This window comes from Arachnia rubra (assembly GCF_019973735.1).
Taxonomy (GTDB): Bacteria; Actinomycetota; Actinomycetes; order Propionibacteriales; family Propionibacteriaceae; genus Arachnia; species Arachnia rubra.
Genome location: NZ_AP024463.1, coordinates 403591 through 427531 on the forward strand (window position 1 = coordinate 403591; position 23941 = coordinate 427531).

A 23941-nucleotide genomic window follows, 5' to 3' on the forward strand; every position below is an offset into this window, starting at 1 on the left:
GCTGGCTCATGCCCTGCCGGCTGACTGGAGAAATTTTACGATTCTCCTAGTGCGTCCCAGCCAGACTCGCTAAAGTTTCGCCATCAGAGCCAGTGACGGCAGGAGGAGTGGGCGGTGGGCGACATCGAGTTCAATCGCGAGGCATTGGGCGTGAGTGCGAAGAAAGACTGGAAGGATTCGGAGCAGTTCGCGTGGATCGGCCAGTTCATCACTACCTTGCGAGCAAGCGGGGTGGCCACTGACCTGCCTGTGGGTGACAACGGCGGCGTGGGGGCGCTGCGCAAGGCAGCAGCTCATTTCGTGCTGACGATGAACTCGGTTCTTCAAGAGTATTCCGATGCCTGTGCTGCGCTGGGCTCTGGACAGGAGACCGCCGTCTCAAACTATGACGCAACCGAATCGCAGAATACTGATAATTTCCGTGCGCTCGTGGCGAGGATGGAGGGCTGATCCATGGGTGCTCAGGAGAAGATGCCGTTGCCTGAGGATGTCACCGGCGATATCGAAGAGGTGGCGTCCGGTTGGGCGGCGGTAGGCAAGGCGGTCATGAACACTCAAGTGGCCGCAGACCACACTGATGGGGTGCCTGGCTGGATCGGTGCGGCCGCGGATGCTTATACGGGAGCAATCAAGAAACTTGGTGGGCACGCCAGAACCCTGGGCGGGAGCTTCGCGCCGGCGGTCACGGCGCTTCACACCTGGGAAGCTGCTCTGAAAACGATGATCACGACCACGGTTCCCGAGTTTTGGCGCCGCCACGATGATGCCGTGGATGTCTACAACCGGGGTATTGCCGCCCTCAACGATGAGATCGAAGCGGCACGCCAGAGCGGGGAGGTCTATCCGCAGGATGTGATTGATCAGCGTGAGTCGAGCTTGGTCAGCACTCTTAAGGAGACGTGGGATGGGATCATCTCCGAATACCTGGTGGCTATGGATGGGCTGGACACCAACGCCAATGATGCGGCGAGCAAGATCCAGGGCGTTCTCGACTCGATCGTCGATCCGGCGAAACAGGATTCACGCGACAAGATCGGAGCGTCACTGTTTGACGACATCCCCTTGGTCGATGGCCAGGCGGAGTGGGAACAAGCGCAGCACATGGCTCCTGAGATGGCAAATGCCATGAAGGATCCCGACCTCACACCGGAGAAGCTGAAGGCTTTTCACGAGAAATACGGCAGCTTGTTGTCCAATCCTTTCATGGCGAATGCGCTGGTCGAAAAGATCTCCCCACAGCAGATGGTGGGGTTCGGACTGAGAGCGTCTTCCGCGGGCATGTCTATAGGAAACCCTCAGCTTGGCGATGAGGTCAACCGCCAGGTTGGGGCGGCGATAGTGCTTGCAACTGGCGGAATGAATCCTGATCAAGTCAACGCCCACGATCAGGCCTGCTTTGAGACAGTCAGGAAGGGTCTGGTGACTGACGAGGGACACAGCATCTCAGAACAGACCAGAAACTTTGCCGAAGATCTCAAAAAGGCGGGGCGTGCCACCTACAATCCGTGGGAACTCTCGAAATCCTCGGTTCCCTATAACGTTCCAGTTGAGGGCTATGATATATTGTCTCAGCTCATAGGCGAGGCGGGGAGAGCAAATCCGAATCTTGCTCTTGGATCGGGGTTCTTCGACGTTCCTGACGGAGGCCGTTCCATAGCCCAAGACATGGTTGCCTGGGACGCAGAGAAGAGAGTTCGTAATATCGATGCCTATTCTGATGCCGTCTCGATTTTCGCCAGCGATAACAAGATGTGTGATCCTACGCATGCCATGTATACCTTGATGGACAGGCCCGAGAGTCTTGAATCGAATGGTGATCTGGACCCCGTGCTGAAGGCCGCCGACAGGAGTCGCCTCGACAGCGTCCAGAATTTCTTGAATTCCGACACCTCGGCTGGCATGGTCGATACGAATCAGGACGGAATCATAGATGGGCGCGATGAGTCGGTTAATATGACCCGCTACCTCACCGGAGGGCGGTCGCCAGCTATTCCGCCGAGTATGTACTATGGCTTCCAGGATGGGGGCGAGCAATTCGGCAAGGTCATCCAACAGGCCTCAGTTCCAGAGCCCTATGCTCCGGACAACTATGATGAATGGCGGCCGCGAGACAAGAGAGCCACGAATATCGCAGCCAACTTCATGTTCGGGTATCAGGACGGTCTCGACATTCAGCACTATCAAAACGACCAGATCGACGGCCAAGACGTGTTTGGCTACCGTAATCCTCGTTTGCGCTCGTGGGCTGGCCTCATCATGGCGCCACATCTTGAGGGGATCACCGCATCGATGGGTGATGGTAGCATGCCAGAGACTGGTGTAGGTGGCGGCGTCAATGATAATCACTGGATTACTCTGGGTTCAGAAATGCAGCATCGTTTGCTGGGAAAGAATGGCTTCTTTACCGATCTGGCTTTCGACAATCCGGCTGTCAATGACAATGGCACCCCGCATGACCACAGCGACGACTACTATGAGGGCGGGCGTGCCCCTGCCCTCGATAATCTCATGGTGCAGGCGCAGCGAGAGTATGGCCAGACGCTACATGAAGCCGTCGCAGGCAGGGGTAATCTTAGTGTAAAGAATGTCGCGGACCGCTGGGCGCCCCTGTTGGAGGCCTTGTTCACTGCGCCCGCGGATGCCAATGGCCAAGTCCAGGCTGCGATAAGAGCCCACAATGAAAGCTGGCAGAAACTCCTCAGTGCAGGCATTGGGGCGATTCCCTTCGGTGGGATCGTCAAAGATGCAACAGCTGAATATTTCATTGATCAGGTGAAATCAAACGGTACTGCGCCGACGCTAGAGGCGTTTTTCCCCACTGGTGATATCGATGAAAAAAGTCTTGTCGATAAGAAGGATCTAGTTAAGGAATACATGACAAATGCCCTGTATCAAGAGATAACTGAACAGGGTGATTTCTCGGGTGCCGTGCAGTCGCCCCAGGATTACTCATCAAAGTTAGAAAACAACGAGCAGAAGTTTGTGCGTGAGAGTGATAATTCGCTTATGTCGTATTCAGAAATGTCCCCAGCTGCTCGTAAGCAGTTCCGGTTGTATTTGATGGAGATGGGGTCCGGCCTGAAGAATTCTGGTGATTTCATGGAAATCAGAGATGCCGTCGAACGCGCTACCACGTTGCATGGTGATGCCCGCACTCTCACGGAATGAGTATTATTGTGCTGCTCTCTTGCCGTCAGCAAATTCTAAAGACTTGGCGACACTGCCTATCGTGTTTTGCCGTCTCCCTCGCTCTTGCCATCCTAGTTTCTTGTAGCCCAGGGGATAATGGAGTTACGCCATCACCTTCGGTGGTTGTTACTGCTGTTTCGAAGACTGCTGATAGTTTTCGTATTACGCCTCCTGAAGGGTGGGTGGTTGTTCCTGTGAAGTCGTATGAGGCTAATGATTATATAGCTTCTGCGAATGGTGATCCTGGTTTTTCTGCGGCCTCCTTGAGGGTTCAGCACTGGTCCCTAGAAGCTCTTAGAGTTACCCTTGGTAGGGGAGAAGAAAAGCCTGTGATAATTGATGTTAATGGCTATCGTGATGAGGGGATGGCAAGCGCGCGAATGGTTGAAAGAATCAGTGATGTTGCGGTCTTGCCGGATCGTATGATTGCAGGTGAGCACGCTGTTGGATATAGCAGAATTGTCACTGATGATGGTGTTCCTGAAAGATATGATACCTGGCTGGTCGGGCGTCATGATGGGTTGTGGCGGTTTACTTTGAATTCTGCGCCTGGTGAGAGTGCGGTTCCGTCTGAGGCTACGGCTGCTCTTGATACTGTTGCCTGGGGGCCGCCGGAGCCTTCCGCCTCTCCGAGCGCTACGGAATCATGATATCTCTTCAGCGAGCTTTGTCGGCAGCGTTGCTGGCTGCTGCTCTGTTGGTGGGGTGTTCTTCGAAAGACCCCAGTGCGGAGTCTTCGCCCTCGGTGGTTATTACTGCTGTTTCGGAGACTGCTGATAGTTTCCATATTACGCCACCTGAGGGGTGGGTGGTTATTCCTGTGAAGTCGTATGAGGCTATGGATTATATAGCTTCTGCGAATGGTGATTCTAGGTTTTCTGCCGCGTCTTTGCGGATTCAGCACTGGTGGCCAGAAGCTCTTAGAGTTGCTCTTGGAAGGTACTCGGAGAAGCCGTTAGTTATTGATATGTATGGCTATCGAGATAGTGATATAGCGAGTGCGAAAACGGTCGATAATATTAGTGATATTGAGGTCTTGCCGGATCGTATGATTGGGGGCGATCGTGCCGTTGGGTATAGTTATTTGCAGGAAAAGGATGGTGTTGGTCAGCGTTATGAGGATTGGTTTGTTGGCCGGCATGATGGGGTGTGGCATTTTGTTTTGAATTCTGCGCCTGGTGAGACTGTGGTTCCGTCTGAGGCTAGGGCTGCTCTTGATACTGTTGCCTGGGGGCCGCCTGGGAGCGCTACTCCTACAGTTAGGGAGAGCTGATTCGTGCTCTGGAGGGAGCCTGCGTTGTGGGAATGATGGGGTAGCGGTCGTTGTGACCCGGCGGGCTGGTAAAATGATGTATTGAGTCATCTGCCTGCATAAATGGAGTAAATATGACGATCACCTGGGGCGATGTTCAGCGGTGGGATCCGGAGAATCTCAACTCGGCTTCTCGTAAGCTGCGCGAACTGCGACAGGGGCTGATGGCTGAGGCCGACGATACCGATGGTGCCAAGAAGCGGATTCGTTCCACGGGGGCGGCGGTGAAGGCTATGAAGACTTCACTGGGATCTCTGAATGCAAATCTCGACCAGCTGGTGAACGACATTTCAGAGCTCATGATGGCCACCGCCGCTGCCGCGGAGGGGGTCTGGGATGTGAAGACCAAGGTTGCCGAATGCACGTCGTTCGCAGCGGAACATACCTACCTGAAAATAGATGCAGAAGGGAGCGTTACCTATAGCATAGTTTCATCGGGTTCTTCAGCATTTGGGAAAGACCCGGCGGAAGCAAATCGTGTTGCGAGTGCAAATGCCAGTGAGGATTTTGACAGGTACCGTAAATCTGAAGAGCTCAAGGCGCTGATCAAGGCCGCTATCGACCGTGCCGGTGAGGTCGATGACGCCTATGACAAGCGGTTGAAGGCCGTAGGCGATGGCACCTACAGGTCCTCGGAGACTGCCTCCAGTCAATCCCAGGGGCTGCCGGACCTGCCGCAGAAAGGCTGGTCGGCCACCGAGGTGGCTGCTTGGTGGAATGCTCTCACCGATGATGAGCGTAAAAAGATCATTGAGAAGCACCCAGAGGCTATCGGCAACCTCGATGGCATCTCAATGGCAGCCCGCGACCAGGCGAACCGCAGACTCATCGATGGTGAGCTGGAATCAGCGCAAAAGCATCGAGCTGAGGTTCAGAGGAAATACGATGATCAGCAGGCAAAAATCGATGAAGAATTTGAGAAACATAATGGGTATACTACATATAGTTCATTTTCTGTAAAAGAGGTCAATCCTTATGCGGATGAGTTGAAGCATGCTGACCAGAAGGTGAGGGATCTCCAGAAGATCCATGATCTCATAGGGCAGAAGGAGAACGGTGCTCCGAAGTATCACCTCCTCACATTGGATGCATCTGGTGAGAAGGACGTCAGGGCTGCCATTGCGACGGGCGATGTCGACAAGGCAGCCAATGTCGCCACGATGGTGCCGGGAGTCAGTACGACGGTCCGAAACGATATGGACAGCATGCTCGGTAACGCCGAAAAGCTGCGTACCCATGCCGGTGCCGATAGCACGGCCGCAGTGGCGTGGCTCGGCTATGACGCGCCTCCTGCTGCTCCGATTCTTGGCGATACTAGCGATCAAAATGGTTCTGTGGGTGACATTATAACGACGGGTAGGGCCGATGAGGGTGCTCGTTCTCTCAATGGGTTCCATGAGGGGATTCAGGCGTATCGGCAGTCGCAGGGAACTGACCCGCATCTGACCACCGTCGACCATTCCTATGGTTCTCTCACCGCTGGTACGGCTGCGTTGAGCACCAAGACTGGTGTGGTCGATGACATGGTGCTCTACGGCTCGCCGGGTGGCCGGGCCGACGATGTGCATGAATACAACGTTCCAGAAGGACACGTCTACGCCTCCGCCAATAAAGGGGATTTTGTGGCTGGTCTGGGTCCTGATTCTTCCTTCGGTCATAACCCGGTTAAATTGCCTGGCGTCAAGAATATCTCTTCCGATGAGCGCGGACATAGTGACTATTGGGACAATCCGGAATTCGTCGAGGATGTCTCCCAGATTACTGCTGGCGAGAATCCCGAGACTAATCGTCCCGACAACCAGGCGGCGGCAGCCGGGGCTAAGAAGACTGCTGCAGAGTGATTCCAGGCTGGTCCCGAGGACTTCTGCCTGGAACGTCACTACATTGATAATCGCCCGGGAAGGCCTGCCACCAGGGGCAGTATCAGGACTGCCAGAGTGGCCGGCTCCCGGGCGATATCACCTTGAGGCCGGTGCGATTACCAGCTGTCGTTATCACCCGTCTCCATGGGGCGCAGCGAAGAGACATCACCTGCACCAAACAGTGAGGGATCGACGGGGGCAGCCGCAGCCTCGTCATCGATTCGGACCACCTGGTACCCCACCAGGTCACGGGATTTCTTGTCGCCCTTCTTTGAGTTCCTGGCACCCGCGGCACCGTATCCATAACCGCCAGCACCATAGCCAGCGGCGCCGTATCCATAGCCGCCGGCACCGTAGCCGTCAGACATGCCAGCCCCTCCAGGCCGCAAGGTGGAGCCGGCCATGCTGGAGTTGGCCACCCCAGCAGAGGACGAGCCTGCGACCCCTGTGGTTGGTAGGCCAGCGGTACTTCCGATCGCCTGGGTAGCCAAGCCGCCCGCTCCTCGGGCAGCCAGAGTGCCTACCCCAAGAATGCCCCCGATCACTCCACCGGCTTTCACGCCGGTTGCTGCTCCGCCAAGAGCTGGATGGGAGAAGTCGGCACGCCAGCGAGGATCGTCGGGGTTCGTGACGTCAGGGGGAAGGTAGCCCCCCACCGGGCCATCAGGGGTCATACGAGCGCCGATGGGGTACTTGAGCGCGTCCCGAGGCCACTGCGCATCCTTGAAGGACTGGCTGTGCAGCGGATTGAGAGCCCTGCGCAGTATGCCGTCGGATCCAGAGCGGATCTTACTCGCTATATTCTTGGCCTTCTTGGCGACGATCGGTATAGCCCCGGCGGCTACAGCTGAGGCCAGTCCAGGAGCGCCCGCGTGGCCAGCGCCTGACGAGGGGGACGGCGACCCATTGTGGGAATAGGGGGAATTGGAACCGCCGCTTCCTCCAGCACCGCCACCAGAGCCTCCGCTGTCACTGTCTTTGTCTCCTTTGGCGATATCGAGCGCAGCTGCTTTGTGGAGAGCCGCATTCATCTTCGTCAAAGCTGCATTGGCTTGCTGCTCACGTTCTGCGTTTCTATTGTTTGCAACCCCAGTCAGGTATTCCTCCGTCGGCAATGTTATGCCAGCCCAGCTGACCGTTTCGTTGAAGGACTGCAGGGCTGACTCTGCGGGGGATAGCAGAGCTGGCGAAAGTGAGCCGAAGCTATTTTTGGCCTCGGCCATGGCCCGACAGGCTTCTTCGTGGTTGCTGCGTAGCGTCGTGAGGTTCTGCTCTTGAAGCTCAAAACCTGCGATATAACTACTGAGCTTTTCGCCTATAGCCGACTTTATCTGGCCGGTGATTCCGGGATTCTCCTTGACCTTGGCTACTAATTCTTTTGCCGTTTCAAGGTGCGATCGGAGCTTCTCGAGATCGCTTGCGCCGGAATCCTCGTGATTCAGGTGCGCTACTGCTTCTAGCCTCGCGTAGAAGGGACTGTCGGGCATTGGTCAGTTTTCTTTCTCAGATCCGTTGGATGGGTTGGGATATGCTAGATCGCTATTAGAAGGGTTGGTCTGTGAATTAAGATGATTCATCCGCTGGGGGTACGGCTGGCGTGGATGCGTCCAACTTTTTCTGCAGCGCGAGCTGGGCGGACACGATGTCGTCCTCATCGGCTTCCAATGAGTCGGCACTGGCTTTCAAGGCTTCGACGAATGCCCCGAGACGCTGGTTCAGTGCCGTGACCTCACCGTGTACGGCCTGCAGGTTCTTCTCATATTGCGCCTTATATGCCACGGCGCCTTCCTCCACGCCCCATCTGGTTTCGCTCTGGGAGGTGGCCATCGTATTGAGCCCTCCGGCGGCCTGGCTGGTCTCGGCGGTTGCTTCCTGGCTCACAACCCTCTGCGACTCCTGGGTTTGAGCGCGATCATATTCAAGATCGGACATCGAGTGCTCCTGCTGGGGTGAAACGGGTCATGGACCATGATAGAGGCTGGTGGTGTCGCTGCCGAGGTCCTTCGGCCCTCTGGCCTGTACGGCGGGGCTTACGGCGCGCTCTGCTAGCCGGGGTTGGGGCCTGCGACGCTGTATGGGTTGATCGCCCCAGGGTCTGGTGTGCCGTTAGCCGGGATCAATCACCGGGCCTTCCTGTCTCGCCCTGCCCGCGTCGGCGCCTGCGTTGGGGGCAGCCTGCTTTCTTGGAGGGCGGAGGACTGGGCAGTGGTCTGCTGAGCGCACACCTGGTCGTGGTGCACATCAGCTCTTCACCTCTGCTGCATAAGGTGGGGCAGGGTCGCGGGGATTTGGTCGGGCTGGGTGCTACTGCGGTGATCTGAGGCAGTGAGGCTTAGTCAGAATGTGTTTCTGTAGAATTCGAGTGCGGCTACTGTGGTGATTGTTTCTGGGAATGTTGTGAAGGGTCTGCGGTAGTCGGTGTGGAGAATTCTCCAGGTTTTGAGGTTGGCGATGACTCGTTCGATCATGTAGCGTATCGCGTTTACTGACTTGTTGAACCTTTTTTCTTCTTCTGTGTGTTGTTGTTTCGGTTGGGTTCGGATGGGGGTGATCATGCCGAGTCCGATGTATCCTTTGTCGCCGATGAGTTGCCCGGTGGTGATGTGGTCGAGTAGGCCGGTTTCTTTGAGTGCGTGTGCGTCATGGGTGCGGCCGGGCATCGGGTCGGAGATGAAGGCGAGCCGTCCTGTCAGGTCGCATGCAACCTGGACGTTGACGCCGGTGGTTTTGTGTTTGCCGGAGTACAGTTCTGGCATGGTGCGCCATGACCAGGTCGGCAGTAGGGTGCCATCGACGATGAGTGGTTCGCTGACATCGAGGTCGTCGACCGTGGGGGTGCAGTCCTGCAGGGCCTGTCCCAGGATGGGCATCCAGGATGCGATGGTTCGAGAGATCGTTTTCTGGGAGACGTGGAACTGGTCGGCAATCGATGCTTGTGTGCGGTTGGATCGCAGATAGATCAAGGCCACAACAACACACTTGTACAGTCCTAGTGTGGGTTTCCGTCCTGCTCGGGAGGCTGGTGCCTCGCGGAGGTCATGGATGCGTGCGACAAGGTCGGTGATCTGTTCGCTGCTAAGACCTGTGCTAGAGTACATGGGAAGGCTCAACTTTCGATTGACTGTGTTGGTACTATCAATTATTCAGGAAGTTGAGCCTTCCTCGCGCATACCGACACGCACAACACGTCAATTAACTATTGCAGCCACCGATTCTGACTAAGCCTCAGTAGCAAATGATGTGTTTTTGAATATGAAAATAGTATCGGGAGTGTATTTTCAATAATCAAAAGTCGTTATTCCCTGAAATTGGCGTGGAGGTGCAGCTATTTCCTCTTTGGAAGGATATAGTCTAAGGTGACATCTATATGAGGGCGTTATTCATGTGGGTTATTTGGGTTTCTGAAGTGACCCTTTTTGTAGGGCATCGACTGCTCCATGGGAGAATAGGTGTTGCAAACTATCCGTATCTCTCGAAGAAGCAGCCGATGCGTTATCAGTCTACTACAGGTCTTCCCGCTCATGTGATCTATGAGATCGTGACCCGTGTCCATGACGTCGCCCAGGGTCGGGGACTCGACTTTAGCCGCCACAAGATTAAACTCTACCGGCAGGTGGTGATCTCTTTGATGCTCTTGCGTCAGAACATATCCCAGATGGTGATCGCTGACATGTTCGGGGTGTCCCAGTCCACGATCTGCAGGATCTGGCGCAGGATCACCGAGATCCTGGAGACGGTGCTGGTGTTCACCAGTGGCGGAGTGGAGGAGGCGATCGCTCAGGGACAGCTCCTGCTGGTCGACGGCACCTACGTTCCGACCGGGAACCGCCCAGCAAGCGGGCAGGGCGCTGCGAACTACTCCGGGAAACGTAAAGTCCAATGTGTGAACATCCAGATCGCGGCCACCTGCCGGGGCGACCTCGTGGCGGTGTCCGAGCCGTTCCCAGGAGCTCGTCATGATGCCAGGGTGATCCAGGAGTGTGGGTGGAGTGACCTTTTTTCTGAGACAGAGGCCACATGGGTTGCTGACAGTGCTTACACTGGAGTGCTATGGGTTTTGTGGACACTGTTGAAAAATGGGATTTCTAGGCTGCTTTCTGGTGTTGGCTCCATTCTTGGTGGACGTGGTTGGGGGTTCGGTACCCTAACGCCGAGTGAAGTCGTTTCTGATTGTAGCAGTTGCTCGATCCAGGCTGTCACATCCTTTATAGCATGTTTCCGTGTTGGGTAGATCTTCCGGTTCACTACCTCCTTCTTGCAGGTGGCATTAAATGATTCCGCTGCGGCATTGTCGTAACACGACCCAGTTCTACCTACCGAGGCGCGGATGCCATATGTGTTCATGATTTCCGCGTAATCAGCTGAGGTGTATTGCGAACCACGATCCGAATGGAAGACAGTCTCGCCCACGATAGGGGGTTGATTTCTGACTGCCATGTGTAAAGCCTCGGCAACAAGCCGGGTGCGCATATTCCCGGCGATCGCGTAACCGATGATCTTTTTCGAGTAGCAATCCATGACGGTTGCTAGATAAGTGAATCCTTCCCAGGTGGGGATGTAGGTGATATCGCCTACCCATTTCTGCCCTGGTTTGTTGGCGGTAAAATTCCTTTTCACCAGATCCGGGCGGTGGTGAAGATCCTGGGCCGGGATGGTGGTACGGACCCGTTTCCGGGGCTGACAGGCAACCAAGCCAGCCCGGTGCATGAGCTGGCGCACCAGATCTAGGCTCGCGTGGACGCCCCGTTCAACCAGAGCTGCGTGGATACGCCGATACCCGTACGTTTGGTCAGACTCGTGGAAGAAATGCGTAATCAAAATAGTGAGTTCTTCCCGGCGTTTCTGCGTCTCGGATAAACCCTGATTCCGCCACCTGTAATAGCCAGAACGAGACACTCTGGCCCAGCGGCACATCAGATACACAGGATAGCTGCCTTCCTCGCGGAGGTATATAAACATATTTCGCTGCTACCGGGATTCCTGCGCGAAGAAGGCCGCCGCTTTATCTCAAAAACTCGATCTCCATCTTCGCTTCACCCAGCCTCGGCCTGCAAGCGCTTGTTCTCCGCCACCTGATCCGACGAGGCTTCTACCATACCTGAATCGGGATGCTGCTTCCGCCATATCCTCACCCAGTTACCCACAGTTCGCCGGCTCCAGATTGTAGGACTTCGCCACTTCCGCTATCGGCCGAGACCCCTCAAGAACCTCCGCAACGATTTGTTCTTTAAACTCTTTACTAAATTTCGAAGCCGGCATAGTACAGATTTTACCTCACATGTTCGAATAAACTCAGGTTTTTCACCACTGTCCACGAAACGCCGGGCACTCCACACCGCGACCACCGCGATAACTCCGGTCAAGAAATCCCCCAATCAACCCCGAAGTGGCTGGGAGAAAAGATTCAACAAAACAATCGCCAGTCTCCGCGCCGGAATCGAGCACTGCATCGCTCACCTGAAGAACTGGAAGATCCTCGCCAAAGGCTACCATGGACGCCTCGAAGAACTCCCCGCCATCATCCGCATCGTCACCCAACTCGAACTACTACGAACCCGATAACAAAAACCCACATGAATAACGCCCTGAGAGGGGTGGTATCCATGTCCGTATTGAAATCTAAAGCGACTTCGTTGAAGGTCTCCAGGCGGTCTCTCCTCGCGGGGGCTGCGGCAGTGCCCCTGCTGGCTTTCGGCGCCGCGGAGACAGCACATGCCTTTGGCGCTTCCCATGGTCTCACGCCGATTGACGGGTCACCGTGGCAGCGCCCAGAGCTCCGATCGATCGACTTCCGGTTCAAGACCGAAGATGTCGAGATTTTCGATCCGTCGGTGCGGGTCACCCTGCTGGAGAGCTACGATTCCTCCCCGGACCGCCGGTACCCCCGTCCTGTTGCTGCTGCATGGGGGCATGGGAGACTTCTTGGACTAGAGCGACAAGGGAAACGTCATCGAGGCGACCAAAGGCCAGGACGTGATTGTCGTCATGCCTGATGGCGGGGTGGGCTCCTTCTTCATGGACATACATGCCGACTATAAGCCTTACAAGGCTGCTTGGGAGACCTTCATCATGAAACACGTGATGCCCTACGTCCATGAGAACTTCCGCACTGACTCAACCCGGATGGCAATCGCAGGTGCCTCCATCGGCGGGTGGGGGGCGCTGAGTCTTGGTAGGCGTTACCTTGGCCTTTTCAGATCGATCAGCTCCTACTCCGGTCCTGCTGGTTTCCATGATAGTAAGGTTAGTCCCGATGCGTTCGCTGTCGGCTCCCTGATCTACATAGCCCCTTTGGCTGACTCCGTCAAGAATCGAGATAAGGTGAATGTTCCGGGGGCCATCTTCGGATCTTACCCAACTGAGAAACTCACGGAAATGTATGACCCCATTTATAATTCTTCCGTGTATCGCGAAAGGCGTCTATTTTTCCGCTGTGGAAGCGGAAGTCTGCTCGACGTCTTCGCGCCGGTGTCTGAGGAAAGAGATCGGCTTGTCAGCAAAGTAGAAAGACTGCGGAGCCCTCGGGGTTATGGTGGCTACGGAAACGGAAATGGTGGCCAAATCGTCAAGCGTCTTCAAGAATCCCCAGTGCATGCGACAAACGACATGCTTGCCGCCAAGCTGATCAGCCAAGATATAAAACACGACTACAAGCTCCTTCCCGACCGCGCCAACGGCTGGGATCTGTGGAAAGAGTGCTTCGCTGAGGACCTGCCCGGGATCATGCAGTCGCTGAACTCCTGACCAAGTGAGCAGCATGCAGGTTGAAGGGCTGGGCAGTGCTTACCCCGCACAGCGTTTGGGCATCAGCCTGGAGTCGGTGGCGTTGACCGCCCTGGCCTCAGGTGATGCCTGCTGGGGAGGGTGAGCCTGCCCGGCTCATCTGGCCTTCCGGGGCCTGGCGTGATAAAAGGCGACTTATTTTCCAAGTTCAACGTAATTTAAAAACGTCGTATATTTGTCGCAATTTCAATAATCAAATTAAAAATTAATTTCTGGGGTTGATATTTGAGTGGGTGAGTTTTTAAGGTATTGCCTACCTTTCGTCTACGGCGTCGCCGATTCTTTTCTGAGGGGCTGGCGTCAGGATGTCGTTATCAGTAAGGAGTGAGTTTCGTGTCCACTGTGATATCTAAAGCAGCTTCGTTGAAGGTCTCCAGGCGGTCTCTCCTCGCGGGGGCTGCGGCAGTGCCCCTGCTGGCTTTCGGCGCTGCGGAGACAGCACATGCCTTCGGCGCCTCTCACGGTCTCACGCCGATTGACGGGTCGCCGTGGCAGCATCCGGAGCTCCGGTCGATCGACTTCCGGTTCAGGGCCCAAGGGGTTCAGGTCTTCGACCCGTCGGTGCGAGTCACCCTGCCGGAGAGCTACGATTCCTCCCCGGACCGCCGGTACCCCGTGCTGTTGCTGCTGCATGGCGGTAGGGGAATGTTCCTGGACTGGAGCAGGGAGGGAAACGTCATCGAGGCGACGAAGGGCCAGGACCTCATCGTCGTCATGCCCGACGGTGGTGGAGGGTCGTTCTACAGCAACGCTAATTACCCGCTTCCTGGGCGTGAGGCGGCCTGGGAGACCTTCATCATGGAGCGTGTGCTGCCCTACGTCCATGAGAACTTCCGCACCGATCCGTCCCGCATGGCCATCGCGGGTCTGTCCATGGGCGGCTGGGGAGCGCTCGCCCTCGGGCAGCGCTACTACGGGCACTTCCGCTCGATCAGCGCCTACTCCGGTCCTTCCGACTGTCGACCGGGTTCTCCAGGGGGAGGAGCCGTCAGGGCCGTCATCTGGATGGGGCCTGTGGCGGATGCCCTCAATGGGTACTGGCGGACCTCGAATCTTCCCGGCTCCACATGGGGAAACGAGGTATATCCGGAGATCGCCAAGGGGTATAACCCCATGGAGAACATTGAGAAATATCGTGGGAAGCGTCTCTTCATCCGGTCGGGGGATGGGACTATCCTCAGTACTTTCGCACCATTGCCCAGTGATCAGGACCGAATTCTGGATGAGCTGAAGAGGCGAGCTCGTTCGTTCATCGATAATTTCGGTGCAGATATCCAGGAAGCAACTGTGCACACGACGAATGAACGCTTCTCAAACGCCCTGACCAGTGCCGGTATAGATCACGACTACAAGTTCCTTCCCGACCGGACGCACGAGTGGGGTCTGTGGAAAGAGTGCTTCGCTGAGGACCTGCCCGGGATGATGCAGTCGCTGAACTCCTGACGTGGCGTCGCGTACGGATCCGCACTTCGCATCCGGGCGTGCCGCATGACGATGGGGCTCCCACCTGACCCAGGTGGGAGCCCCATCTCGCGTTGTGACGCGGCTATCTGTTCTTGCGTTCGTCGATGATGATCGCGATCACGATGATGGCGCCCTTGACGACCATCTGCCAGAACGCCGAGACGTTCATCAGGCTCAGGCCGTTGTTGATCACACCGATGATCAGCGTGCCGACTATGACGCCCCAGACGGTGCCGATGCCGCCGTTGAACGACGTGCCGCCGATGACGGTGGCGGTGATCACGTCCAGCTCCAGCATGTTGCCCAGGGTCGGGCTGCCGGACCCGGTGCGGGCGGTGAGGATGACGCCTGCCAGGCCAGCCAGCAGGCCGATCAGGGCGTAGATCTTGAACTGCGTCTTCGGCACCGAGATGCCGGAGACCTTCGCGGCCATCTCGTTGCCGCCGATGGCGTAGACGTGGCGGCCGAAGCGGGTGCGGTTGAGCACCAGCCACATGACGATGGCGACGAAGGCCAGCAGCAGGATGGGCATGACGCCCTCGCCAAGCTCATTGAACTTGGGGGCGGTGTTGCTGATCGGCCGGCCATCGTTGTAGATGTTCGCGAAGCCACGTGCGGCGGTCATCATGCCGAGGGTGGCGACGAACGGCGGGATCCTGAAGACCGCGATCAGGCTGCCGACGACGGCGCCAACGAGGGTGCCCATCGCCAGGCCCGCCACCACGGCCAGGGCGATCGGCAGGGAGGGCAGGTTCGGGAAGAACGCACTGGGGCCGGGGACCTGCGCCAGGGAGGCCGACACGATGGCGCACAGCGCCACCGTCGAGCCGACCGATAGGTCGATTCCCTTGGTGATGATGGCAGCCATCATCCCGAGGCCGATGATGCCGATCGGCGCTACCTGCACCACGACATTCAACAGGTTCTGCGTCTGCAGGAACCGGCCCTCGGTGATGATGCTCACCACGATCACAAAGGCGAGCAGGATCAGGACTATCGAGTACTTCCTCAGGGCTTCCCCGAAGTCGAGGCTCGGACGGGCGGTGGTGGCGGTTTCAGACATTGGGGTTTCCTTCGCTCGCGACGACTCCGTCGCCGCCGGTGGCCAGATGCATGACGGACTCCTGGTTGGCCTCCTCGCGGGACAGCTCACCAGAGATGCGGCCCTCATGCATGACTAGGATGCGGTCACTCATGCCGAGCACCTCGGGCAGCTCGGAGGAGACCATGATGATCGCCTTGCCCTGCCGGGCCAGCAGCGACATGAGCCGGTGGATCTCGGACTTCGCGCCGACGTCGATGCCGCGGGTGGGCTCGTCGATCAGCAGCACATCCGGAACCGTCAGCAGCCAACGTGAGATCAGAGCCTTCTGCTGGTTACCGCCGGACAGATTCTTGATGAGTTGGTTCAGCGACGGGGTCTTGATGCGCAGCTTCTCGCGCTGCTCCTGCGAGTCCTTGCGCATCTCGCTGACCTTGAGGAAGCCGCCCGGGCTGTAGCGGGGCAACGCCGCGACCGTGATGTTGTCGCCAACCGACAGCACCCCCATGATGCCGTTCAGCTTGCGGTCCTCGGTCAGCAGGGCCAGGTTCGCCTGGATAGCGTCGGCGGGCTGCCTGATCCTCAGCGACTTACCGTCGAGGATGATCTCGCCGGAATCGGCCTTCTCGATTCCGAAGATGGTCTCCAGGACCTCTGTGCGCCCAGCGCCCATCAACCCCGCGATGCCGAGGATCTCGCCCCGGCGCAGGTCAAAGCTGACGTCCTTGACCACGCTGCCGCGCGTGAGGTTGCGCACTGACAGCACCACGTCGCCGATCTCGGCCTCCAGCTTCGGGAACAGGTCCGTCAGCTCCCGGCCGACCATCAGCTTGATCAGCTTGTCCCGGTCGAGGTCCTTGGCCGCATAGGAACCGACGTGTTTGCCGTCGCGGAAGATCGTGATGTCGTCGGAGATCTTGAAGACCTCGTCCATCTTGTGGGTGATGTAGATGATCGCGACGCCGAAATCGGTCAGCCGCTTGATCATCCTGTGGAGGTGCTCCACCTCGCGTTCCGGGATCGCCGAGGTGGGCTCGTCCATGATGATGATCTTGGCGTCGTAGCTGATGGCCTTCGCGATCTCGACCATCTGCTGCTTGGCGATCGACAGGGTCTTCATCTGAGCCCTGGGATCGATGTCGATGTCCCACTCCTTGAAGAGCTCACGGGTTTTGCGGATCATGATCCGGGGGTCCAGCAGCCCCAGGGGGCCGCGGGGCTCGCGGCCCAGCCAGATGTTCTCCGCCACCATCATCTCAGGCACCGGCGATAGCTCCTGGTGGATCATCGAGATGCCGTGCTCCAGGCCGTCCTTGGTGTCCTTGAAGTTCATCTCCTCACCGGCCAGCTCCACCGAGCCGGAGTCCGGCTGGTACATGCCGATCAGGCATTTCATCAGCGTGGACTTGCCCGCGCCGTTCTCTCCCATCAGGGAGTGCACCGTGCCGCTGCGGACGTTCAGGTCGACCTCGTCAAGCGCCACGACTCCCGGGAAGGTCTTGCGGATGTTGCTCATCCGCAGAATTACCTCTTGCATTGGTTCTCCTGTGAACGGGATAGCGGAGTCGCTCCCGGTCGCTCAATCCTCATCGATTCTGGAATTCGGCCATGTTCTCGGGCGTGACCAGCTGGTAGGGCACGTTGATGACTCCCGGGACCTCCTCACCGTTGACCAGCCGGATGGCGGTGTCCACACCGGCTTTCCCCTGGCCCTTGGCGTCCTGGAAGACCGTTATGTCGAGTTTCCCGGCGCTCATCGCGCCGAGGGCATCGGGTGTGGCGTCGACGCCTCCGATGTGCACCTGGTCCAGCTTGCCTGCGTTCGTGAAAGCCTGGATGGCGCCCAGGGCCATCTCGTCGTTGTTGGAGCAGATGATGTCGATCTGCTGACCGGACTGCAGCCAGTTCTCGGTGATGGCCAGGCCCTTGTCGCGCATCCACAGCCCGGTCTGCTCGGAGACCACCTTCATCTCGGGATGCTCGGCGACGATCTCCTTACAGCCCTGGGTGCGCAGCTGGGCGGCCTCCTGCGTGGCGTCGCCCTGGAGGATCGCGACGTTGCCCTTGTAGTCGGTGAGCTTGGCGAGGGCCTCCATCTCCATCCGGCCGGCGATCAGCGAGTCGGACCCGACGTAGGGGACGCCAGTGGGCAGCTGCTGCGGGCGGCGGTTGACGTATACCAGTGGAATGCCCGCCTCTTTGGCTCGCTGGGTGATCGGGGCGGTGGTGGCGGTGTCCTGGGGCAGCACGATGAGGGCGTCGACGCCGGAGGAGATCATGTTCTCGATCTGGCTGAGCTGCACCTCCGCCTTCTCCTGCGCTGAGTCGGTGCTCACCTCGACCCCGGCCTCCTTGCCGCGGGCCTTGATGGCGTTTTCGACGTTCTGGAGGAACTGGTCGAGCACGGGGAAACTAGCCCCGATCTTCAGCTTCTTCCCATTCTTCGGCTTGACGACCTCCGAAGGCTGGTAGTCCTGCGTGGTGACGGCTCCGGGCTCTCCGTCCGCACCGGCGACTCCGTCGGTCGTCATGCCACATCCGGTCAGGACGAGCACTGCGCCCATGGCCAGCGCGGCGAGCTTGGGTACTGGCTTCATTCCTTCTCACTTCCTCGTGTCGGAGGCCCCGGCGGGACCTGGGGAAGTCGCCTCCCTGCGACCTGACGATACTGTCGCAAAGAAGGTGGAAATGTCAATACAAATAGCCAGAGAGTCCTGCGGGGCGAGACGAGACCCGCGTCCTGACCGCGCATCGTGAGCTGGTGTGCGGGGATGCTCCCACCTCTCCAGGTCTATGGGCAGGCCGGGAGGCCTCGCGGCGGCGGTGGCGCCGGGTGGAGCCACCGAGCCGTATGCCAGCGGGCCGGGGCGGCCGGCCAGTAGGCAGTGGGCGGATGTGGTGCCCGGGGCCTCACTCGTAGGGGAGGTAGCCGTTGCGGTGGATCTCCTCCAGGTCCATGCGGGCCCGAATGATCCTGGCTGTCTCGTCGTCGATCTGGCGCTCACGCACCAGCTGCCCCAGGATCTCCCGTTTCCGGGCGATCACCGCCAGATGGAGGCGTTCCAGGGCGGCGACCTCGGAAAGCCCCTCCGCCTCGTCGTCGTCATCGCCGGCGTTCATGTGTGCGGCGATGGTGTCGATGCGGTCGGCCATCTCCTCCGCGACCCAGGGGGAGACACCAGCTTGCTCCGCCAGATCGGGCAGCTCCGGACGCACGACCGCGAGGATCGCCAGGCGCGCCTCGGTGATTCGCTGCTCCTCGGACAGCTCCTTCTCCTCCTGGTCTCCGGCATGGCCGCCGCGCGCCGCCCAGGCGATGACCTTGGGCAGCAGCGGTCCTTGCACCGCGATGCCGATGATGATCGCCAGGGCCGCGATCAGCACCACCTCGTCGCGGTAGGGGAACGGCGAGCCGTCGTTCATGGTCAGGGGGATCGACAGCGCGATCGCCAGCGAGACCGCGCCCCGGAACGCCGAAACCCCGCTCACAAGCCGCGCCCGGTAGGACATCCGGCGCTGCCGCTGCTCGGGCCTGCGGTCGAGGGAGCGGATGATCATCACCGTGAGCTGCAGGAAGAGGAAACGCGAGACCACTAGGGTCACCGCGACGGCGACGGCTATACCTGCCAGCGCTAGGAGCTCTGCGGGCTGGAAACGGAAGACCAGCGACTGTGTCTCGACGCCGATCAGCAGGAACAGCGCCCCGTTCAGCAGGCTGGTCGCCAGCGGCCAGGCGTGCTCCGCCTGGGTGCGGGACTCCGGGGTGCTCAGCCGGTTCGAGAAGGCCGAGATGATCAGGCCGGCCACCACCACCGCCAGGACTCCCGAGGCGTGGATCTGCTCCGCCGTCAGGTAGGCCGCGTAGGGCGTGACGATGAGGGCCATGTTGAGGACGATAGGGTCGCGCAGCCTCGACAACACCGGGTAGGCGACAGCCGCCATCAGGATCCCCACCAGGATGCCGCCCAGGAACGAGACCAGCGCCATCCGGGTGATGTCCCAGGGGGTGTAGTGCCCGCCGAGCGCTATGCCGACGGCGATGGCGTAGACCACCAAGGCGGTGCCGTCGTTGGTCAGGCTCTCCGCTTTGAGCAGCATGAACTGGCGTTGCGGCAGGCCCTTCGCCAAGGCCGCCGCCGCGGTAGCGTCGGGCGGGGCGACGGCTGCGCCGAGGATCAGCGCCGCCGCCCACGGGATGCCCAGCGACGAGGCGATCCAGGCGACGGCGAAGGCGGTGGCCACCACGAATACCGTCGAGGTGATCAGGATGCCGCGCAGGTCGCGGCGGATGGCGTTCTTCGACGTCGTGAGACTCTCCCAGAACAGCAGCGCCGGGAGGAAGAGCATCAGCACCACCTCGTGCGGCATCCCCAGGTGTTCCAGACCGGGGATGAAGGCCACGAGGAAACCCAGCAGCACCTGGGTCAGAGGCACGGGGAGCCGGAGAATGGGAGCCAGGGCATTGCCAGCCACCACCGCGGCACCGACGCTGACCACGACGATGAGACCTTCCATGGGGTTCCTTTCCGGGGCTCTCGATGCGGGCGAGAAAAGCCAGCCACAATGATTATCCCGGATGACGCAACCCGGACCGTCCCCGACAACACGGTCAGGTCCCTGGAAACGTGAACAACCCCTGCCCGCCAGCGTCCTCACACCATGAAAACCCCTCCGGGCAGTGCCCGGAGGGGCTGGTCTTTGACGACCGGTGGGTCGCTGACCCTACTTCGGGTCCTTCCAGAGGCCCTGTTTCACGATTTTGAGAGTGGCGTCGTCACAGACTCCGGTCGCAGGTAGACCGTTGTCAGTCTGCATTTCAGCGGTCTTTGCGAAAGTATCCGGACCTGCATAGCCGTCGGCTTCACACCCAGGGACTCTCTCTTGAACATGCAAAACCCTGTCGAACAGAGCCTGCTGGGTTTCTGGTCCAGCGATGCCGTCCTCTTCGAGCCCCGCGCGGTACTGCATCCACCGGACTGCCTCCGTTGTCTGGGCGCCGTAGATGCCGTCATCCGAGCCAATCGGCAGGAACCCGAAGTAGATCAGGTCCCGTTGGATCCAATAGGTGGAAAGCTCCTCGGCCTTGGCCTGAGGGGCATTGCTCACTGCGAGGGCGACGCCGAGCGCGCCCAGGGGCGCCATAGTCAGTACGCTACGGCGGCTCAGTCCATGAGAGGTCATGGTTTCTTCCTTTCCGTATGTAACTGAGAGACCCCGCCGGTGGAGATGGTCCGGCCCTTGCCGGTGTCGTGGGCATTCTCCTGTGTGGATTGTCCTTAACGCACTCCTTGGTGCATCCTCCTGGCCCGCCCCTGCCGTGGCGGCGACTGGACGTCACCTGCTCGGACCGGCACTCCTGGCGGCGGAATCTCCAAGAGCAATTTGCTCTCGCAAACACATTACCTCTTGGTGAGCTCGTTTTCCAGGCGTTCACGCATCCTCACGTGGATGGCGTCGGCGTCCTCCTCCCAGCCGAAGACGCACACCGACAGCGGACCGTCGTAGTCGGTCTCCCGCAGGTAGCCGAAGACCTCGTCCCACGGCACCTCGCCGTTGCCGATCTCGTTGTGCTGGTGGATGCGGGCATCAACGCCGGGCGGGTTGATGATGTACCGGTTGCCGACGTTCGCCAGGTGATTCCACACGTCCGCTATGTGGACGTGCTTCAGGCGCGGCCCGGCGTACTCCATCAGCGCCCGCGGGTTTCCCTGGCCCTGGGAGAGGTGGAACAGGTGCGGCAGGCAGAACTCGTAGTTCAGCCACGGCTTGTTCACCCCGCGCACCACCTGCACGGCCCGGTCGTTCGTCTCGACGAAGTCGTACGGGTGGGCCTCGATGGTGCACTCGATGCCGCGTTTCTCGAAGTCCGGGATCAGCTCCTCGATGGACTTGTAGAACTGGTGCTCCGACTTGAGGGGCTCGTTCGGGTCGCCCGAGAACTCGGTGGCGATCAGCGGCACCTCCAGCTCTTCGGCGATCTCCAGCAGCCGCCGGAAGTTGCGCACCTGCGCCTGGCGTTCCTGCTCGTCGGGTGAGGACCAGTTGAACACCGGGTTGAAGGTCCAGATCTTCACGCCGGAGGCGGCCATGGCGTTCTTGACCTTCGCGACCTCTGCGTCGTCGACCTTGGGGTAGTGGTGCCACTCGTGGAAGTCGGCGCGCGGCGACAGCTCGATGTACTCGTAGCCGAGATCGGCGGCCTTGAAGCATTCCTCGGCGACGCTGAGGTGGGGGTGGTACATCGACGGATCCAGCAGGATTTTCACCATGGGGGTTCCTCCTCAGGCGTAGAACGCGGGTTTGGGCATCATCTCGACCGCCACCTCGCCGTCGGCCTCGAGGGCCTTGACGCCGGCGTCGCAGACACAGGCAGCTGCGTAGCCGTCCCACGCGGTGGAGCCGGTGTGACGGTCCTGCGAGACGGCGGTGATCCACTCCTGCACCTCACGCACGAAAGCCTGGCCGAAGCGCTGGTTGTGGTCCATGGTCAGCCGGTTGCGGCGACCCTGCAGGTCGGCGCGCTGCACCAGCTCCTGGTCGCTGAGCCGCACTGCACCGTTCTCGCCGACCAGTTCGCACTGGATGTCGTAGCCGTACTGGCAGTTGACGAAGATCTCGTCGTCGACGCGCACCCCGGAGGTGGTGGTGAGGATCAGCACCAGCGGGTCCTGCAGGTGTGGGAAACGGTTCGTGGTCTTCTTCGGCTTGTCGACGCGGGCCGAGACGAACTCCTCGCCGAGCAGCCAGCGCATGGTGTCGATTTCGTGGATGGCGGTGTCGTTGATCGCCATGTCCCAGGTGTAGCTTTCCGGCACCGTCGGGTTGCGGTGCGCGTTGTGGACCATGAGGGCCTCGCCGATCTCGCCGGCATCGAGGATGGCCTTCATCTCCCGGTAGGAGGCATCGAAGCGACGCATGAAACCGACGGTGACGAGCTTCTTGCCCGCCTTCTGCTCGGCCTCCATGATGCGCGCACAGGCCTCGGCGGTGGGGGCGAGGGGTTTCTCGCAGAAGACGTACGTGCCGGCCTCGACGGCTGCGATCACGTCGGGTTCGTGGGCGGGCCCGAAGCTGCAGATCATGACGGCGTCGACGTCGTTCGAGGCGATGAGTTCCGCGGCGCTCGGGAATACTGTTGCGCCGATCCGGTCGGCGACCTTCCGGGCGTTTTCGGCGTTGAGGTCGGTGACGGCCACTACCCGACCGCCCGCGATGACGCTGTGGATGCGTTCGATGTGCGCCTGCCCCATCCCGCCGGGGCCGATCATTCCGATGCGCAGGGTCATGGTGTCGCTCACTTCACTCCGAGGCCGATGGAGGCCAGGTATTCGCGGACTTTGATGGCGTTGGGCAGCGGGTAGGACGGGTCACAGCCATACATGTCCTGCTCGCAGATGACGTAGAGCTCCTTGTCGAGATCGGCGAGGGCCTCGACGAGGCTCGGCATGTCGGGTTCACCCTCCGGTGGCGGCACGGAGCAGCCCGCCTTGACGGCCTTCACGAACGGCCAGTCCTCGTCGTGGGCTTGTTTGACAAGCTTCGGGTCCATGGCCTTGATGTGGACGTAGGAGATGCGCTCCGGGTAGTCGCGGATCAGGGCGGTGTTGTCGGCCATGCCGTAGACGATGTGGCCGGTGTCCAGGCAGAACCCGACGTACTCGGGGTCGGTGGCCTGGAAGATGCGGTCGATGTCCTCGCGGGTCTCGATGTGGGAGTCGCCGTGCGGGTGGAGGACCATCGTGAGGCCGTAGTCCTCCTTCATCATGCGGCCGAGCCGGTTGGCGTTGTTGATGTACAGATCCCAGGCCTCGCCGTCGAGGTGACGCACATCGGTGAACTCGCCGGTGTGCTCGTCGCGGAACATCGGTGGCAGGTGCACCACGTACTCGGCGCCGACGGCGGCGTGGGTCTCACCGATGGCGCGGAAGGTGCGCTCCGTGTCGGCCCAGGCCTCGGCCTTGTGGAGGACGCCCCAACCAGTGCCGGCGACGACGCGGAAACCTCGCTTGCCCATTTCCTCGGCCAGGCGCGTGGGGTCGGTGGGGAAGTAGCCGAAGGGACCGGTCTCCATCACGGAGAAACCAGCCTCGGCCATCTCGTCGAGGGCTTTCTCCCACGGAATTTGCGCCGGATCCTCGGGGAACCAGACGCCCCACTGGTCAGGACAGACGCCGATGGTCAGCTTGTTGTATCGGGGTTCGGGGTTGCGGGACTTGTCGGCCATGGAGGTCCTTTCTGGCGCGTCGTTGGGCGCCTCCAGACTAGGTTTCAGGCAAATGTCCTGTCAAT

General features: G+C 59.5%; 21 protein-coding genes and 1 pseudogene. 9 read left to right on the plus strand and 13 right to left on the minus strand.

Annotation, left to right across the window (positions count from 1 at the left end; translation table 11 throughout):
- Positions 1–114: 114 nt before the first annotated feature.
- The 5 genes from SK1NUM_RS01715 to SK1NUM_RS01735 all read left to right on the plus strand — a co-directional run bounded on the left by SK1NUM_RS01715 (position 115) and on the right by SK1NUM_RS01735 (position 6342).
- Complete coding sequence (locus SK1NUM_RS01715; RefSeq protein WP_212324510.1) at positions 115–450, plus strand: hypothetical protein; 336 nt, start codon at positions 115–117, stop codon at positions 448–450.
- A gap of 3 nt (positions 451–453) precedes the next feature.
- Complete coding sequence (locus SK1NUM_RS01720) at positions 454–3168, plus strand: hypothetical protein (protein ID WP_212324512.1); 2715 nt, start codon at positions 454–456, stop codon at positions 3166–3168.
- On the plus strand, positions 3165–3839 hold the full coding sequence (locus SK1NUM_RS01725; RefSeq protein ID WP_212324514.1) for a hypothetical protein: 675 nt from the start codon (positions 3165–3167) through the stop codon (positions 3837–3839). The genes SK1NUM_RS01720 and SK1NUM_RS01725 overlap by 4 nt, the downstream gene beginning before the upstream one ends.
- Positions 3840–3934: 95 nt before the next feature.
- Entirely contained in the window at positions 3935–4462 is a 528-nt protein-coding gene (locus tag SK1NUM_RS01730; RefSeq protein ID WP_212324516.1) for a hypothetical protein, read from the plus strand.
- A gap of 113 nt (positions 4463–4575) precedes the next feature.
- Positions 4576–6342: an alpha/beta hydrolase gene (locus SK1NUM_RS01735; RefSeq protein WP_212324518.1), complete on the plus strand. Its 1767-nt coding sequence runs from the start codon at positions 4576–4578 to the stop codon at positions 6340–6342.
- 137 nt (positions 6343–6479) lie between these two features.
- On the opposite strand, the gene SK1NUM_RS01740 is transcribed toward SK1NUM_RS01735, so the two are convergent.
- The 3 genes from SK1NUM_RS01740 to SK1NUM_RS01750 all read right to left on the minus strand — a co-directional run bounded on the left by SK1NUM_RS01740 (position 6480) and on the right by SK1NUM_RS01750 (position 9461).
- Positions 6480–7850, minus strand: a complete 1371-nt coding sequence (locus tag SK1NUM_RS01740) for a hypothetical protein (RefSeq protein ID WP_212324520.1) — start codon at positions 7848–7850, stop codon at positions 6480–6482.
- A gap of 76 nt (positions 7851–7926) precedes the next feature.
- Positions 7927–8295, minus strand: a complete 369-nt coding sequence (locus SK1NUM_RS01745) for a hypothetical protein (RefSeq protein ID WP_212324522.1) — start codon at positions 8293–8295, stop codon at positions 7927–7929.
- 404 nt (positions 8296–8699) lie between these two features.
- Complete coding sequence (locus SK1NUM_RS01750) at positions 8700–9461, minus strand: transposase family protein (protein WP_212324267.1); 762 nt, start codon at positions 9459–9461, stop codon at positions 8700–8702.
- Positions 9462–10018: 557 nt separating this feature from the next.
- Between SK1NUM_RS01750 and SK1NUM_RS15385 the strand changes: the two genes are divergently transcribed.
- Positions 10019–10594, plus strand: coding sequence for a transposase family protein (locus SK1NUM_RS15385; protein ID WP_396020924.1), 576 nt, complete (start codon positions 10019–10021; stop codon positions 10592–10594).
- Here SK1NUM_RS15385 and SK1NUM_RS01760 read toward each other — a convergent pair.
- Together SK1NUM_RS01760 and SK1NUM_RS15390 are read right to left on the minus strand one after the other, a co-directional pair.
- Positions 10558–11322 (minus strand): annotated as a pseudogene (locus tag SK1NUM_RS01760) (IS3 family transposase); the annotation flags it as partial. The gene SK1NUM_RS15385 and the pseudogene SK1NUM_RS01760 overlap by 37 nt on opposite strands.
- A 177-nt stretch (positions 11323–11499) precedes the next feature.
- A complete protein-coding gene (locus SK1NUM_RS15390; RefSeq protein WP_212324533.1) occupies positions 11500–11622 on the minus strand; it encodes a transposase in 123 nt (40 codons plus the stop codon).
- Here SK1NUM_RS15390 and SK1NUM_RS01770 point away from each other — a divergent pair.
- From SK1NUM_RS01770 to SK1NUM_RS01780, 3 genes are all read left to right on the plus strand, one after another.
- On the plus strand, positions 11584–11925 hold the full coding sequence (locus SK1NUM_RS01770) for a transposase family protein (protein WP_212324535.1): 342 nt from the start codon (positions 11584–11586) through the stop codon (positions 11923–11925). The two genes, SK1NUM_RS15390 and SK1NUM_RS01770, sit on opposite strands and share 39 nt — an antisense overlap.
- Before the next feature lie 411 nt (positions 11926–12336).
- Positions 12337–13107 carry an alpha/beta hydrolase-fold protein gene (locus tag SK1NUM_RS01775; protein WP_212324538.1) on the plus strand — a complete coding sequence of 257 codons (771 nt, stop codon included), beginning with the start codon at positions 12337–12339 and terminating at the stop codon, positions 13105–13107.
- 372 nt (positions 13108–13479) lie between these two features.
- Complete coding sequence (locus SK1NUM_RS01780; protein ID WP_212324540.1) at positions 13480–14589, plus strand: alpha/beta hydrolase; 1110 nt, start codon at positions 13480–13482, stop codon at positions 14587–14589.
- 103 nt (positions 14590–14692) lie between these two features.
- Here the strand turns inward: SK1NUM_RS01780 and SK1NUM_RS01785 are convergent, their stop codons facing one another.
- The 8 genes from SK1NUM_RS01785 to SK1NUM_RS01820 all read right to left on the minus strand — a co-directional run bounded on the left by SK1NUM_RS01785 (position 14693) and on the right by SK1NUM_RS01820 (position 23876).
- Complete coding sequence (locus tag SK1NUM_RS01785) at positions 14693–15673, minus strand: ABC transporter permease (protein ID WP_212324542.1); 981 nt, start codon at positions 15671–15673, stop codon at positions 14693–14695.
- Positions 15666–17189, minus strand: coding sequence for a sugar ABC transporter ATP-binding protein (locus tag SK1NUM_RS01790; RefSeq protein WP_212324544.1), 1524 nt, complete (start codon positions 17187–17189; stop codon positions 15666–15668). Before SK1NUM_RS01790 ends, SK1NUM_RS01785 begins: the two co-directional genes overlap by 8 nt.
- A gap of 49 nt (positions 17190–17238) precedes the next feature.
- Positions 17239–18249 (minus strand): sugar ABC transporter substrate-binding protein, encoded by a 1011-nt coding sequence (locus SK1NUM_RS01795; RefSeq protein ID WP_212324551.1) that lies wholly within the window; start codon positions 18247–18249, stop codon positions 17239–17241.
- A 313-nt stretch (positions 18250–18562) separates the two neighbouring features.
- Positions 18563–20167 carry a Na+/H+ antiporter gene (locus SK1NUM_RS01800; protein ID WP_212324566.1) on the minus strand — a complete coding sequence of 535 codons (1605 nt, stop codon included), beginning with the start codon at positions 20165–20167 and terminating at the stop codon, positions 18563–18565.
- Between the two features lie 207 nt (positions 20168–20374).
- On the minus strand, positions 20375–20833 hold the full coding sequence (locus SK1NUM_RS01805; RefSeq protein ID WP_212324568.1) for a peptidoglycan-binding domain-containing protein: 459 nt from the start codon (positions 20831–20833) through the stop codon (positions 20375–20377).
- Between the two features lie 218 nt (positions 20834–21051).
- Positions 21052–21921: a sugar phosphate isomerase/epimerase family protein gene (locus SK1NUM_RS01810; protein WP_212324570.1), complete on the minus strand. Its 870-nt coding sequence runs from the start codon at positions 21919–21921 to the stop codon at positions 21052–21054.
- Between the two features lie 12 nt (positions 21922–21933).
- Positions 21934–22950 carry a Gfo/Idh/MocA family protein gene (locus tag SK1NUM_RS01815; RefSeq protein WP_223927734.1) on the minus strand — a complete coding sequence of 339 codons (1017 nt, stop codon included), beginning with the start codon at positions 22948–22950 and terminating at the stop codon, positions 21934–21936.
- The gene (locus SK1NUM_RS01820; protein ID WP_212324578.1) at positions 22947–23876 is read right to left on the minus strand and encodes a TIM barrel protein; all 930 of its coding nucleotides are present in this window, start codon (positions 23874–23876) and stop codon (positions 22947–22949) included. Before SK1NUM_RS01820 ends, SK1NUM_RS01815 begins: the two co-directional genes overlap by 4 nt.
- Positions 23877–23941: the final 65 nt, after the last annotated feature.